At 38.8% G+C, this 15,482-nt stretch carries 10 protein-coding genes; 3 read left to right on the forward strand and 7 right to left on the reverse strand.

What is annotated here, in order from left to right:
- Positions 1–387: 387 nt before the first annotated feature.
- Entirely contained in the window at positions 388–876 is a 489-nt protein-coding gene (locus PR767_RS08910) for a TIGR00645 family protein (protein ID WP_004911769.1), read from the forward strand.
- A 140-nt stretch (positions 877–1,016) separates the two neighbouring features.
- Positions 1,017–1,562, forward strand: a complete 546-nt coding sequence (locus tag PR767_RS08915; RefSeq protein ID WP_272520183.1) for a class IV adenylate cyclase — start codon at positions 1,017–1,019, stop codon at positions 1,560–1,562.
- Between the two features lie 67 nt (positions 1,563–1,629).
- Here PR767_RS08915 and lolE read toward each other — a convergent pair whose 3' ends face one another.
- From lolE to lolC, 3 genes are read right to left on the reverse strand one after another with little or no spacing between them, the layout of a single operon-like run.
- Entirely contained in the window at positions 1,630–2,877 is a 1,248-nt protein-coding gene (lolE, locus tag PR767_RS08920; RefSeq protein ID WP_117162358.1) for a lipoprotein-releasing ABC transporter permease subunit LolE, read from the reverse strand.
- Positions 2,877–3,578: a lipoprotein-releasing ABC transporter ATP-binding protein LolD gene (lolD, locus tag PR767_RS08925; protein ID WP_004911778.1), complete on the reverse strand. Its 702-nt coding sequence runs from the start codon at positions 3,576–3,578 to the stop codon at positions 2,877–2,879. The genes lolE and lolD overlap by 1 nt, the downstream gene beginning before the upstream one ends.
- A complete protein-coding gene (lolC, locus tag PR767_RS08930; protein ID WP_004911780.1) occupies positions 3,571–4,773 on the reverse strand; it encodes a lipoprotein-releasing ABC transporter permease subunit LolC in 1,203 nt (400 codons plus the stop codon). The genes lolD and lolC overlap by 8 nt, the downstream gene beginning before the upstream one ends.
- Before the next feature lie 276 nt (positions 4,774–5,049).
- On the opposite strand from lolC, the gene mfd reads away from it, so the two are divergent.
- On the forward strand, positions 5,050–8,493 hold the full coding sequence (gene mfd / locus PR767_RS08935; protein WP_272520184.1) for a transcription-repair coupling factor: 3,444 nt from the start codon (positions 5,050–5,052) through the stop codon (positions 8,491–8,493).
- Between the two features lie 70 nt (positions 8,494–8,563).
- Here mfd and umoD read toward each other — a convergent pair whose 3' ends face one another.
- The 4 genes from umoD to PR767_RS08955 all read right to left on the reverse strand — a co-directional run bounded on the left by umoD (position 8,564) and on the right by PR767_RS08955 (position 14,472).
- Positions 8,564–9,160, reverse strand: coding sequence for a UmoD family flagellar biogenesis regulator (gene umoD / locus PR767_RS08940; protein WP_272520185.1), 597 nt, complete (start codon positions 9,158–9,160; stop codon positions 8,564–8,566).
- A 583-nt stretch (positions 9,161–9,743) separates the two neighbouring features.
- Positions 9,744–11,048 carry an NAD(P)/FAD-dependent oxidoreductase gene (locus tag PR767_RS08945; RefSeq protein ID WP_004911786.1) on the reverse strand — a complete coding sequence of 435 codons (1,305 nt, stop codon included), beginning with the start codon at positions 11,046–11,048 and terminating at the stop codon, positions 9,744–9,746.
- Positions 11,049–11,464: 416 nt separating this feature from the next.
- Positions 11,465–13,084, reverse strand: coding sequence for a bifunctional metallophosphatase/5'-nucleotidase (locus PR767_RS08950; RefSeq protein ID WP_272520186.1), 1,620 nt, complete (start codon positions 13,082–13,084; stop codon positions 11,465–11,467).
- A 35-nt stretch (positions 13,085–13,119) separates the two neighbouring features.
- Entirely contained in the window at positions 13,120–14,472 is a 1,353-nt protein-coding gene (locus PR767_RS08955; RefSeq protein ID WP_004911792.1) for an OprD family outer membrane porin, read from the reverse strand.
- Positions 14,473–15,482: the final 1,010 nt, after the last annotated feature.

Raw genomic sequence — 15,482 nt, forward strand, 5'->3', positions numbered from 1 at the left:
AATTTATATCATATTAAATATTAACTGCTTTTTACCATGTCATTATGACATGAATTTAGAAATGCTGATTGTGTGAAATTATTAAAATAATCAAGCTCCAAGTACTTATTTTATTGGCAGACTAACTATTTCCTTACCATAACTGATGACATTATCTAAATGTTAACATACTAAAACGCATCATCTTGCTGAATGCAAATAAAAATATCGAAGGTATCGATTTTGTCACTTTTTATTCATAAAAATGACATCTTTATTTCATAAATACGCCATAAAACTTCCACAATGATAAAACAATAAAAAAACCTTTCTTCTTCACTCGCGCTACCGCTAAAATATGCCTCGCAGATTTTACTGTGTTATTAACTCACCACTACAAGGGATTTCATGGAAAAGTTTTTTGAAAGAGCAATGTATGCTTCACGTTGGATTTTAGCGCCTATCTATTTTGGGCTTTCACTGACACTATTGGCTTTAACCATTAAGTTCTTTCAAGAGCTATACCATATTTTGCCAAATATCCTTTCAATTCCTGAAGCAGACTTAATTTTGACGCTATTATCATTGATTGATATGGCATTAGTCGGTGGTTTATTGGTGATGGTAATGTTTTCAGGTTATGAGAACTTTGTCTCCCAAATGGATATCCCTGACAGCAGTGAAAAACTAGGCTGGCTAGGTAAAATGGACGCATCATCATTAAAAAATAAAGTCGCGGCCTCCATTGTGGCAATTTCCTCTATTCACCTATTAAAAATCTTCATGGACTTAAAAAGCGTCTCAAATGACAAACTGATGTGGTATGTCATCATCCATTTAACCTTTGTATTATCTGCATTTGTGATGGGCTATCTAGATAAAATGACCAAGAAATAAACGGTAAAATTTACACTCAAAGTGCCTAATTTAAACATCTAGGCACTTATCTATTCACTAATTTCATCTTTATCTCCCTCGTCGATTTCTGCTTTGTGTTACCATCAATAGTCTAAAAGACTAGTACCAAGGAACTCTACATGAGCCAACATTTTGTCGGTAAATATGAAGCTGAAATTAAATTTCAATTATCGGATCCCGACACCTTCTTACGCAAAATAAGAGCCGATTTAGCTGAGCCATTTACGGAAAATAATACAGAGACAGATTATTTCTATGAAAACCTACATTCACCACTGGCTGACAAGAACGTCAGTATGTGCGTACGTGAAATGGTGCCATCAGGCATAAAGTTGTGGATAGTCAAAGGCCCTGGAGCTTCTGAATGCAAAGCCATTAATATTGATGACTGCAACCATGTGCAAAACATGTTAACGACATTGGGATATCATTGCTACTTAACCACAACTAAAATAAGAAGCATTTATTTTCTGAATGATATCCACATCACAATTGATCACTTGAGTGGGATCGGCTGGTTTGCTGAGTTTGCCATTATGACTGATGAGCAGGACTTACTGGATAGTTTATATCAAACGTTGATGGCGACCGCCAAACAGTATGGTTTTACAGAAGCGATGCTAGAAACTCGTAGTTATAAACAAATGTTTTTAACAGCACAGTGATTATATAAAGAGCCAATAAATTTTTGGATTTATACCCTAAAAATCATTGGCTCTCTAACCCTAATAACTATTGCCCACTGAGAATACGTGCAGGGTCTAACTTACTCGCTCGGCGAGCAGGATACCAACTGGCTAGTAAGCTTAATACAATGGTTGTAATTAAAACATAAACCACATCCATGACATGCAATTCAGAAGGTAAAAAGTCAATAAAATAGACATCACCCGATAAAATTGGATGACCAACAATAGCCTCTATAACCTTAATCATTGGTGTTAAATTTAAAGATATGACGACCCCAAGTACAGCACCAATCAGAGAACCAACCAGCCCACCCAACAAACCATACCATAAGAAAATAGCACGAATCTGCCTATCTTTTGCCCCTAAGGTGCGCAATACCGCGATATCACTACTTTTATCTTTAACCGCCATAACAAGAGTAGAAACAATATTAAAACACGCAACGCCAATCACCAATATCATAGCTAAGTACATGATACTTCTAACCATTTGGATATCATTGTACATATAACCATAATCACCTATCCAACTTTTTACAATAACATGATGCATAGTTTTCAAGCCTGCATCATAAACGACTTGATCGGCAATAAATGGGTCTGTGGCTTTGATTTCAAATCCCGTCACACCATCACCATAGTCGAGATATTCTTGTGCATCAGCGAGAGGAACGAGTGCTAGCTGGTGATCAAGCAAGCCACTAAGCTTAAAAATACCCGTCACTTGTACACGAATACGCTTAGGCTGCTGAATCTTTAAGCTGGCATCGGTATTTGGGATCATGATTGTCACCCAATCCCCAACTTTCACATTTAATGCATCAGCCACACCTTGGCCTAAAATAATCGATTGTTTGCCCGCTTCAAAATGCTGCCAAGCATCATTAAGAATGAATTGTGGTAATGCACTGACTTGTGGCTGAGTTTCTCGTGAAACCCCCATCACTTGGATTGCTTTTAAATTTGCACCACGCTCAAGTAACCCTGTAAAGTTAATGTAAGGGCTAACGCCTTCAACCCCTGGCGTTTTCCGGATAACTTGTTCAGCAAACTCCAAATCCTTATAGGGTGGTTTAACAGCATAAATTTGCCCATGGGGAACAACAGATAACACACGGTTATTTAATTCGCGTTCAAAGCCATTCATCGCGCTCAAACCAATAATTAACACCGCAACCCCAAGAACAATACCCAACGTTGAAACTATCGAAACTAACGAAACCATCCCTGTTCGGCGGCGACCACGGCTGAAACGCAGCGCTGTGAGTAGTGAAAGAGGCAACTTAGACATTACCGCGCCCCCAAGGTAATATCCTGCTGCAAATGCCCATCACGCATTTCCAATTGGCGAGATAACCGGCGAGCCAGTGTCATATCATGGGTGACCACTAAAAATGCAGTCCGCTGTGTTCGGTTTAATTCCCCCAACAATTCAAAAATGGCATCTGCATTACGTAAATCAAGGTTACCTGTAGGCTCATCCGCTAAAACCAGTGCAGGCTCATTCACTAACGCCCTTGCAATAGCAACACGCTGGCGCTCCCCTCCTGATAATTCAGAAGGACGATGCCCCGCCCGATGCGCTAGTCCAACTGCTTCTAGCATTTCAGTGGCTTTCGAAAATGCAGTTTCTTTCGCAATACCACCAATTAATAAAGGCATCGCCACATTTTCAAGGGCGGTAAAATCCGGTAAAAGGTGATGAAATTGATAAATAAAACCTAAATCTTTATTACGAATAGCAGCTCGCTCATCTGAAGATAATTGATTAATATGCTGGCCACGAAAGATAACATTCCCTTCTGAAGGAGTATCTAACCCACCCAGTAAATGTAATAAGGTACTTTTACCCGAACCAGAACTTCCCACGATGGCCATCATTTCCCCCAGCCCCATGGAAAAACTGACATTTTTCAACACTTGCGTCGACAATGTCCCTTCCTGATATGTTTTACTTAAATTTTCACAGACCAGAAGTGGTTGTTTATTCATAACGTAACGCCTCAGCAGGTTGAACCGCTGCTGCACGCCAAGAAGGATAAAGCGTTGCCAGCAGAGAAATCAGCATTGCACTAAGTGCAATAATTAAAATACCAGAGTAATCAAGCACAATCGGTAAAGAGACACCTTTTGGTAATAAACCAATCAGCGGCATAATGACATTCAGTTGGCTAGAAAGTATCGTACCTAATATTGTGCCAATGAGTGAACCAATCACCCCCGCTCCAGCGCCTTGGATCATAAAAATCATTAAAATTCGCCAACGTTTGAGGCCAAGGGTTTTTAAAATAGCGACTTCACCTTGTTTTTCCATCACTAACAATGATAGTGAAGTAATAATGTTGAATGCCGCCACCGCAATAATTAAACTGAGCAATAAGCCCATCATATTTTTTTCCATGCGAACGGCTTGGAAAAACTCCCCTTTACGCTCTCGCCAATCTTTCCATACTAAGCCATTCGGCAACGCTTGCTGACTTAGAACATCAACCTTTAGGGGCTCATCCAAATATAAACGCCACCCAGTAATATGCCCTGTAGGATAACGTAACATGCGTGCGGCATCTTGTTGTGCTACGACAAGTTCACTTGTATCCGCTTCCCCATTTGTTTGGAAAATACCCGCCACAGTAAATAGGCGCTGGCTAGGAATGCGCCCCATTGGTGTTAGTTGACTCACCCCAGGTATAATTAAGCGAACTTCATCACCACGTTTTACCCCGAGCGTTTCTGCAAGTTTATTCCCCAGAAAAACATTATAACTGCCTTCTTTAAGGTCACTGCGTTGCCCAACAACCAGTTTATCCAATAACAGAGAAGGTTCTTCAGGTTCAATCCCCCCCATGACGCCAACGCCAACATTGGTTCGGCTTTGTAATACCACGTCAGATTGCACAATAGGTGCGATATGGCTGACACCGTTTAAATGTTGTAGACCAGTTATTGGATACTTTGCTGGGTCTATATTTCCAGAGGCAGATGTTAAAATTGCCTGCGGCATATAAGCAAGTATGCTATCTTGTAAAGATCGCTCGAACCCATTCATCACTGAAGTGACGGTTATCAATGCCGCCACCCCCAGTGTGATACCAATAGCAGATAAACTGGAAACGAAACGCCCAAATTTATCCGCAGCACGCCCACGTAAATAACGTAGGCCTATAAATAATGAGACAGATTGGTGCATGAAATCTATGATGCCCCTGTTGCCAAAGCGAAGTGTTCAGCGATAATAAAGGGTACGATTGATGAATGGAACCACTCGATGGTTTTTTTTCTGTTTTGAATGCCTTTTTGTCTGACTTTCAGACGAATTACGAGTTAAAACTGATTGTTTTGTTACGAATTTTGTAGTTTAACTATCCATTAATTAACTTAACTATTTTTCGTACAAAAATTGGCTATATTTGTGCTAACTCTTGTTTAACTGCTTACTAACCGCTGTGAGATACCGAAGATTTCTATGTTGTCAAAATTTCGTTATGAACTCCCTAGTCGTAGTGGCGATGTTCGCCATTTAGGTTGCCTTATCGGGGCGGCTGGTGCACTTGAATGTGGAGAAATAATACAACGTCATCAAGGGCCTGTTATCATCGTGACACGTGATATGCAAAATGCATTACGTTTAAGAGATGAAATTCAACAGTTTACAAAACACCCTATAGAGACACTTTCTGACTGGGAAACATTGCCATATGACAATTTCTCTCCCCATCAGGAAATTATTTCTCATCGTTTATCGACACTGTACCGCTTATCCAGTTTACAAAAAGGCGCGTTAATTCTTCCCGTCAATACACTGATGCAAAAAGTCTGTCCTGCTGACTTTTTAACCAGCCATGCCTTAGTGATGGCAAAAGGTGACAAACTTTCCCGAGATAACTTACGTAATGAACTCGATAACGCTGGTTATCGCCATGTAGAACAAGTTTTAGAACATGGTGAATATGCCACACGTGGCGCTTTACTCGATTTATTTCCTATGGGAAGTTCATTGCCATTTCGTATTGATTTCTTCGATGATGAAATTGATAGCTTGCGAACTTTTGACGTTGACTCGCAAAGAACACTCGAAGAAGTAGAACAAATTAATTTACTGCCAGCTCATGAATTTCCGACCGATAAAGACGCTATTGAACGTTTTCGCAGCCAATGGCGCGAGCGCTTTGAAGTTCGCCGTGATCCAGAACATATTTACCAGCAGGTCAGTAAGAATACCTTACCAACAGGTATAGAGTATTGGCAGCCTTTATTCTTCGCGCAGCCACTGCCATCGTTATTTGAGTATTTACCACCATCAAGTTTAATTGTTTCGCAGAGCTTACAAGAAGCGGCTGAACGCTTTCAGGTTGATACTCAGCAGCGGTATGAAAGCCGTGGTGTCGACCCAATGCGCCCATTGCTCGCACCTTCAGAGCTATGGCTAACTGTTGAACAACTGAATCAATCGTTAAAAAAATGGCCTCGTATTCAATTATCACCCGAGTCTCTGCCCAAAAAAGCGGCAAATACCAATTTAGATTACCTGCCATTACCGGATATCAGCACACAGGGGCAAAGTAAAACACCGCTCGAAAAATTGCGGCAGTTTACTGAACAGTTTGATGGAACTATCGTCTTTTCTGTGGAAAGTGAAGGCCGGCGTGAAACTGTTACCGAGCTCTTAGCACGTTTAAAAATTCGGCCTGATATTATTCAAAGCTATACTCACCCTACTGACAGCCGATTTGCCATCACGATTGGGGCCGCTGAGCATGGCTTTATTCAATCCGATATCCATAGGGCATTAATTTGCGAAAGTGATTTACTTGGGGAGCGAATTGTTCGCCGCCGAACAGATAATCGCCGCACCATTAATACAGATACCCTCATTCGCAATTTAGCTGAATTGCGCCCTGGGCAACCCGTTGTTCATATTGAACACGGTGTAGGTCGTTACCAAGGTTTGATTACCTTAGAAGCGGGTGGTATTAAAGCTGAATATTTAATTTTAACCTATGCAGGCAATGATAAACTGTATGTTCCAGTTTCTTCACTCCATTTAATTAGCCGTTATGCGGGTGGCGCTGATGAAAACGCCCCATTGCATAAATTAGGTAGTGATAGCTGGGGGCGAGCCCGTCAAAAAGCCGCAGAAAAAGTGCGCGATGTTGCGGCTGAACTTCTTGATATCTATGCACAACGTGCAGCTAAAGCGGGCTTTGCTTTCAAGCATGATAAACAACAATACCAAGAATTTTGCCAAGGCTTTCCTTTCGAAACGACACCTGACCAAGAAGTCGCTATCAATGCCGTTCTCAGCGATATGTGCCAACCCTTAGCTATGGACCGATTGGTTTGTGGCGATGTAGGCTTTGGTAAAACCGAAGTGGCAATGCGAGCCGCATTCTTGGCTATTAATAATAACAAGCAAGTTGCCGTTTTAGTGCCCACGACACTACTTGCCCAACAGCATTACGATAATTTTAAAGATAGGTTTGCTAACTGGCCTGTCCGCATCGAAATGTTATCACGCTTTAAAACAGCGAAAGAGCAACAACAAATTATTGCACAAACTGCTGAAGGTAAAGTTGATATTCTAATTGGTACCCATAAGTTACTGCAAAGTGACTTAGTATGGAAAGATCTAGGCTTACTCGTCGTCGATGAAGAGCACCGCTTTGGTGTCCGCCATAAAGAACGTATCAAAGCTATGCGTGCAGACGTTGATATCCTAACACTGACAGCCACACCGATCCCTCGTACTCTTAACATGGCCATGAGTGGCATGCGTGATTTATCGATTATCGCCACACCACCAGCTCGCCGTTTGGCTGTGAAAACCTTTGTTCGCCAATATGATGACTTAGTTGTCCGTGAAGCAATTTTACGAGAAACTTTACGTGGCGGCCAAGTTTATTACCTTTACAATGATGTTGAAAACATTGAAAAGGCAAAGGCACGCCTTGAAGAGTTAGTTCCTGAGGCACGCTTTGTTGTTGGCCATGGTCAAATGCGTGAACGTGAATTAGAGCGCGTTATGACGGATTTCCACCATCAACGTTTTAATGTATTGATATGCACTACAATTATTGAAACGGGTATTGATATACCAACAGCGAATACTATTATTATTGAGCGTGCTGACCATTTCGGGTTAGCTCAACTCCATCAACTGCGTGGCCGAGTAGGACGTTCTCACCACCAAGCTTATGCATACTTGCTCACACCACATCCAAAAGCGATGACCACTGATGCTCATAAACGCCTTGAAGCCCTTTCTTCACTGGAGGATTTAGGTGCGGGGTTTGCTCTAGCAACTCACGATTTAGAAATTCGCGGTGCAGGTGAATTACTTGGTGAAGATCAAAGTGGCCAAATGACCACGATTGGTTTTACCCTCTATATGGAACTGCTAGAAAGTGCTGTTGATGCGCTAAAAGAGGGGCGCGAGCCTTCATTAGAAGATTTAACTAGCCAACAAACCGAAGTTGAATTACGCATGCCTGTTCTGCTGCCAGACGACTATATTCACGATGTGAACATTCGCTTATCTTTCTATAAACGAATAGCCAGTGCTAAAAATAGTCAGGAGCTCGACGAATTGCGTACAGAGCTAATCGACCGCTTTGGCAGCTTACCTGACGCAGGTAAATTCCTGTTAGCTAACGCAGCTATTCGATTACAAGCGCAATCCCTTGGTATTAAACGTATTGAAGCCCATGAAAAAGGTGGTTTTATTGAATTTGGTGATAAAAATAAAGTCGATCCAAGTTTCTTAATCAGCTTATTACAAAACCAGCCACAAACTTATCGGTTAGATGGCCCTGTTCGACTAAAATTTTTCCACGATTTAACAGAACGAGCCTCTCGACTAGAATTTATTAAGCAGTTACTTATCGGATTTGAAGAACACCAAATTATCTAGGTTTAAAGCTATAAAATGATAAAAGGCTACTTTCGTGTAGCCTTTTATCTCTATAATTTTTATATAATTATTATTCCATAAAGCCAAATGTATTTTTGTTCGGTTGCAGTTCTAAGATTGTTGATGAGTTTCTGGTGATTGACAATTCATTTTGTTGCAAACAATAAAATGGTAATAATTCTTTTATATCACTGCGCATGGTTTCACACACTGAATTAGATGATGTTAGCACTAAGCGCCCTTTGTCATCCAAAGGAATAAACATTGATGGTTCATAGGATGTTCTAACTTTCCCAATGCTTTTATCAATTTGGTAAACGACGTCATATCCAACAATAACTAATTCCATTTTTTGTGTGTTAACACAGGTTTGATTTTGCATATCAAACAGAGATGGAAAGCCTTTCCCTTGTAATGCTTCAATCATGAAAATCATTTTGCATTCGCTTTGTGCAGGATGAAACCGAGAAAGGGATTGTTGGTTAAACGTGCCTAAGACTCCTGTTACTGTACAATTTTGGTACTCAACAAGGCGATTAGCTTTGATCGGCTCGACAGATAACACTGTCGCCAATTTCGTTTCAGGTTCTTGGTTGAATAAAGTCACGAGCAATACAATAACGAATACCACTACAGTTGCTAATAACAACTTAAATTTTAGCTTCATTGTATTAACCCTTATTAAAATATGCCGCATCTATTGTAACCACAATCTAAAATAATTCGATAATTACGTACTATTTGTATTGTTTTTTGGAATTATCTTAATTTATCATCAAAACAAATATTTATTATAACTGTATTAGAAACCATAAGTTTCACCATTAGTGCAACTTCACATATCACCTCAATTGAATGCGTTATTTTATAATTAATAATCAATAAGATAGATGGAGTGATTTCCATGATAACTTTTCGTTATATAAATACATTTATACTTAAATTATTTTAAACTTAAGGTAAGCTAAATTATATTGACTCAATATATATTAATTTGTAGGTTTTAATTTCATTTAAATAGAATATATAAGTAATAGTGGCAATATAATCGATATTCAATCTCTTAAATTTGATCTAAATAGTTTTTCCAAGTAATATTTAACATAAATAAACCTTGACAGATTCAGTTAATATACTTTATTAGCATACCTATTTATCATTATAAAATACAAAAAAACATGCACCTGTTATATAAATACACAGGTGCATGGCGATCATCAAACCAAATTAAACCAGTAACTACTCGTAGATTAATGCAGTTTTAACTTTGGTCGAATAATTCTGTTAATACTGCCAACAAGCATCATTAGCCCTGTCTTAATGTAACCATGTAATGCAATTTGGTGCATACGATATAAAGAAATGTATACAAAACGCGCAATTCGCCCTTCTACCATCATATCCCCACGCATTAAATTCCCCATTAAGCTACCAACTGTACTAAATCGAGATAGTGAAACTAATGAGCCATGGTCTTTATATACATACTCTTTTAAAGGTTTGCCTTTCATTAAAGCAACAATATTGTCATAACAAAGGCTGGCCATTTGGTGGGCTGACTGTGCTCTTGGAGGAACAAAGCCCCCTTCTGGCTTAGCACAAGATGCGCAATCGCCAATAGCAAAAATCATATCATCACGAGACGTTTGCAATGTCGGCTTTACTACCAATTGGTTAATACGGTTTGTTTCTAATCCAGCGATATCTTTCATGAAATCAGGTGCTTTAATCCCCGCTGCCCAAACCATTAGGTCTGCATGAATTTTACCATCTTCTTTCGTATTCAAACCATCTGCATCAGCACTGGTTACCATAGTTTTCGTCAATACATTTACACCTAGCTTATTAAGTTCTTGGTGCGCAGCACTTGAAATTCGCGGAGGTAAAGCGGGTAGGATACGCTCGCCTGCTTCAACTAATGTGACATTCAGTGCATCTGTGTCTAACCCTTTAAAACCATAACTGGTTAATTGCTCAACCGCATTATAGAGTTCAGCAGATAACTCAACCCCCGTAGCTCCCCCCCCAACAATGGCAATATTAACGCTCTCTTCTGCGTTATCGCGTACTGAATAACGTAAAAATAGATTTAACATTTCATCGTGAAAACGATGCGCTTGGTGTGGGTTATCTAGGAAAATACAATGTTCTTTAACACCCGGTGTACCAAAATCATTCGAAGTACTGCCTAATGCCATGACTAAAATATCGTACTCAAGCTCACGCAAAGGAACTAATAATTCACCATGCTTATCATAAAGTTCACCGAGAACGACTGTTTTATTTTCACGGTCAATATTCGTTAGTGAACCCAGTTGGAAATTGAACGCATTATGGCGAGCATGAGCCAGATAGCTTATCGCATCGACGCCATCATCTAAAGAACCTGTCGCAACTTCATGCAATAGCGGTTTCCATAAATGACTCGGGTTGCGGTCAACCAACGTAATTTGTGCACGTTTCTTACGGCCCAACTTACGGCCTAAACGTGTTGCCAGTTCTAATCCACCAGCACCGCCGCCTACAACGATGATTTTGGGTTGAGATAAGGTCATAAATCCCTCGAAACAAAATATATTAATGTTATTTAAGGCTTCACATCTAGAAAAGCCTTATATAACAATAATTAGCCACAGCTCCTTCCATACCAACTAGAATATCATGAGTGGTCTATTGGTAATACCAAATATTGATTCACATCAATTTAGTTGATTATTATGACTACGATCACATTCGTCAAATCATTTTTTCCACCAAATGAATCGAGTCAGCTTTTTGGTATTTATATCAATCAATTGTTTAATTCCACAGATAGAATGGTGATAATGAGAATCATTATTCTATCATTTTTTATTTGTTGCGCATAATCAATTACCCTCTTCTCATTTTCAACATACCTCTAAATAAAGCACAAAAAAAACTCCAAGGATGATAAACACCCTCAGAGTTTTTCATGAAATATTAAATTTTATTATTTAATTTTCTTGATACGCACATCAGTTGGAACTGAAACTGGCGAGTTATCTTTAAAGTATTGCATTAATGCTTCGTTGTCTGGAAGGCTATAAACACGGTCTTTACCTTGATTAAAGGCAGAGAAACGGCTACCACCAGTTGCTAAGAATTCATTTGCAGCAACACGATAGCTTTTATTCATGTCTAACGGCTTACCGTTTAATTTCATTGATTTTTGAATAACTTTGTCACCCACTGGGCGGCTGTCATCCCACTCGTAGTAAAAACCTTTAGAAACAGGCATAACTTGCGGACGAGCACGATCCCATTGTTGCTCAAGTGCTTGCTTGATTTGAGCACCTGTCAGTGACTGTGTGACAACCACATTAGAGAACGGTTGCACCGTGAAAATGTCACCATAAGTCAATTCCCCTGCTTTCATGTCAGCGCGAATACCGCCACTGTTCATAAATGCAATTTGTGCACCGCCTGCTTCTTTACTGGAGGCTGCATATAATTGACCATCTGCAATAATCTTACCTAAGGTAGAATCCCCTGCTGGCAATAATTTTTTATCCACATTAGCCGTCAAAGACCCCATCACTTGCTGTGAAATAGGTAAGGCAATTTTTTCGTATTTTTGTACGAAGGTGGTTAACTCAGGGTTTTTCTCATAACGGCTGGTTTCAACGGGGATATTTTTTGCATTGATGCTAACAATATCTTTCGTATTTCTATCAATCTCAATATTTAATTGAGACAATAAAGTCCCATTAGATTGAGCAGAAATTACTGTCATTCCATTGATTTCACAATTATATGCTTGGTGCGTATGGCCACTAACAACAAAGTCTACATTAGTATCTAACTGTTTAACGATATCAACAATTGGGCCTTTGATATTATCACAACGGTTAATATCTTTAACTTTAGTGTCAACTTGTTGTGTTGCGCCTTCATGGATCAAAACACCGATACTATTAATACCCTGTGCTTTTAATAACTTAACTTGGTTATTGATAGTTTCAACTTCATTTTTGAATTCTAACCCTGCCGTTCCACTTGGCGTTACGATAGCAGGTGTACCTTCTAACGTTAAACCAATAAATGCCATTGGAATGCCATCAAACTCTTTAATAAAGTAAGATGGGAACAGAGTTTCACCTGTTTCTTTAACAATAACGTTAGCTGCTAAGTAGTTAAAATCAGCACCCGCAAAGGAATCTTTACCCACGCAACCTGCGGTTGGGTGACAGCCACCGTTTTGTTTTCTCAGCAGCTCTTCTTTACCTTTATCAAACTCATGGTTACCAACTGCGCTGGTTTCCATACCAATCGCGCTTAGCGCTTCAATTGTGGGTTCGTCATAGAACATTGATGACAGTAATGGGCTAGCCCCTACTAAGTCACCAGCGCCAACCACGATAGTTTTATCGTTTTGTGCTCTTAATTGATTAACCAGTGTTGCAATTGACTCAATTCCGCCTAATTTACCATCACCCGGAGCTTGTAAAGCACCATGGAAATCATTAATACCTATGACTTGTACTTTTACAGTATCTGCATTTTTGGGAGCACAACCCGCCAAGAGTGCACCAGAGATAAGCAGTGTGAGTAATCCAATTTTATGTTTCATTTATCCTACCTTTTTTAATCTTTTTCAATTATCGACTACATTTTAAAACGGTAAGTCGTTGTCATTGATCCAGATAACGAATGTGCACGACGTGAGTGCCCATCATATAATTTTGGCGTTGTGTAGTCGTTTTCTTGCTGGTGGTGCCAACCCAAACCACCACTTAATGACACAGATAGATTCTCAGTTGGTTTCCAATAGCTAAACAGACCAAATTGGCCTTGCTTTAATCTTTCACCTTCATATTTAAATTCTGAATAGTTGGTACGGGCACCAACAGACAGTTCTTTGCTGATACGATATTCAGCCGCCATTGCAATCATGGTTTCGCCATCACGTACGTAGTCGATATCTGCATAAGCTGGAGAGTTAAAACGGCCACGCGTGTTACCAATTGGGTTACGCGCAAATTGTCCGACACCGTTCGCTTTTTTCGCTTGGGTGTAAGTTAAGCCTGTGCTTAGCGTCCAAGGCGATTCAGGGATGCGCCATTCTGCCGTTCCTGCATAGTGCCAAGCACGCTTGTCAAAATTACGCTTACCTTTTTGTTTATCGGTCTCAGTACGCTTACCGTCACTACCATATTCATGGTTATAGATCTGCGTACCTAAAGTGACATCTGAAGTTAGTTTATATTTCGCTTCTAAACCTTGCTGACGGAATAAATCATCGGCTTGACCATAGAAATAGTAAACTTTCAATGGTTTAGTATTGTAGTTAATTCCACCCGTGATGACATGATTAACATTGTGTCGAACGCCGTTAGCATCAGTAAAATACATGGCATCAATATTTGGGCTATCACGACGCATAACTTTTTTATCGAGATATAATAAATCCAAACTCCAATCACTGATCGCAGTATTCGTGTAGTAACCGCTATAGCTGTTCAATGATAAACGTTGTGAATTCGTGAAAATACCCGTATTTTTCAGTGTAAACCAACCTGCTTTGGCATTAAATTTCACTGGCTCAAGGTCTAGTTTCACTTTTGCATAACGTTGACCAATTTTGTTGTACCCTTTCGCATGGCCATCATCATTATATAAAATTGCACGGGAGGCGAAGTCTTTACTTGCGCCTAACTTGATACCACCATAGTAGGAAGCGTCAAAACCAATGATGTCAGCGAAATAACCTGATTTGAAATCCGCTTGAAAGTTTTGACCCCAAGCATTCGCTACTTGTTTTCTATAACGGTTTTCGTCTTTATCAAAACGGTTTTCTGTTTTTAAGTATTTCCACATGTTACGGGTTGACAGCTCTAGCTCCGAATCCGCAATGAATGAATTTTCCTTGATAGAATCTTCCCAGTTACTGGCATTTGCCATTGCTACAGCTAAATAGCAAGGAGAAAGCATTAATAACGCAATATTTTTAACTTTCATTGGAATTAACCTAGTTAATGATTATTTGAATTAATTTTATGCTGTGCCATGTTTCCATGAACAACAAAACACCATTTTTATTTTTAGCTTAATAAAATAATTTCACTTAAAGACAAACAGATACATCCATTTCAAACACATAAGTCATTTTTTAAAAAATTTAATACAGTATTCGTCTGCATTTGTGTTTACTTATCTCTATGAATAGAGGTATCCCTTATAGGGATTACATAAATATATTATTTAATCGATAATGACACACTACTCACATTACGCGTTTATTTAACTTAAAATTCAAGCAATGACGCTACACTTACCCATTAAAAAATAATTACCACTCTATTCCTTATCTATTTTTTATGACAAAAGATGCCCCTGAGAAATAATCACCTCAAATCAATTTAAATATTTAACTTAAAATACAACTTCTAAATTGCTGTTTTTTTTAATTGATTACTTATCACTCTAAATTGTCATAAATCTTTCATAATACGAATGCTATCGTAATTTTATGTCAATTAAAACGATCGCTGTCACAACACGTTACATCGGTTGCATTAAACTACCCATTAATAGTGATATTGGTCACGTTTTATCTTAAGGGGTTCTTAATGTATAAATCTTTCATTTGGATAGGATTTAATAAATAATTCATTTATATCTGGTTAAAACACAGATTTAAATGGATATTTGTAATCAGCTTGATACATATAAAGACTTATGAATAAAATATAACCTAATAAAATTTCACATATAAATGCATATTGCTGATAGGTGTATAACCAATCTATGAATGTTTTATTTAATTCCTCATAGAAGAAAGCATTATTCCCTAGCGTTCAATTTCAATTAAGTAACATTTGAGTAAATGATAAGCATGACTTAGTGATTCCCTCCCCCCTTTAACTCATCTTATGTTTCATTTATTTAAAATTATCTTAACTTTTGAAGATAATCGATTTCATGATTAAAAGTATCATAATCATATTTAATAATTCCAACTAAATGAA

It is taken from the genome of Providencia sp. PROV223 (assembly GCF_028479245.1).
In the GTDB taxonomy this organism is placed as follows: Bacteria; Pseudomonadota; Gammaproteobacteria; order Enterobacterales; family Enterobacteriaceae; genus Providencia; species Providencia rettgeri.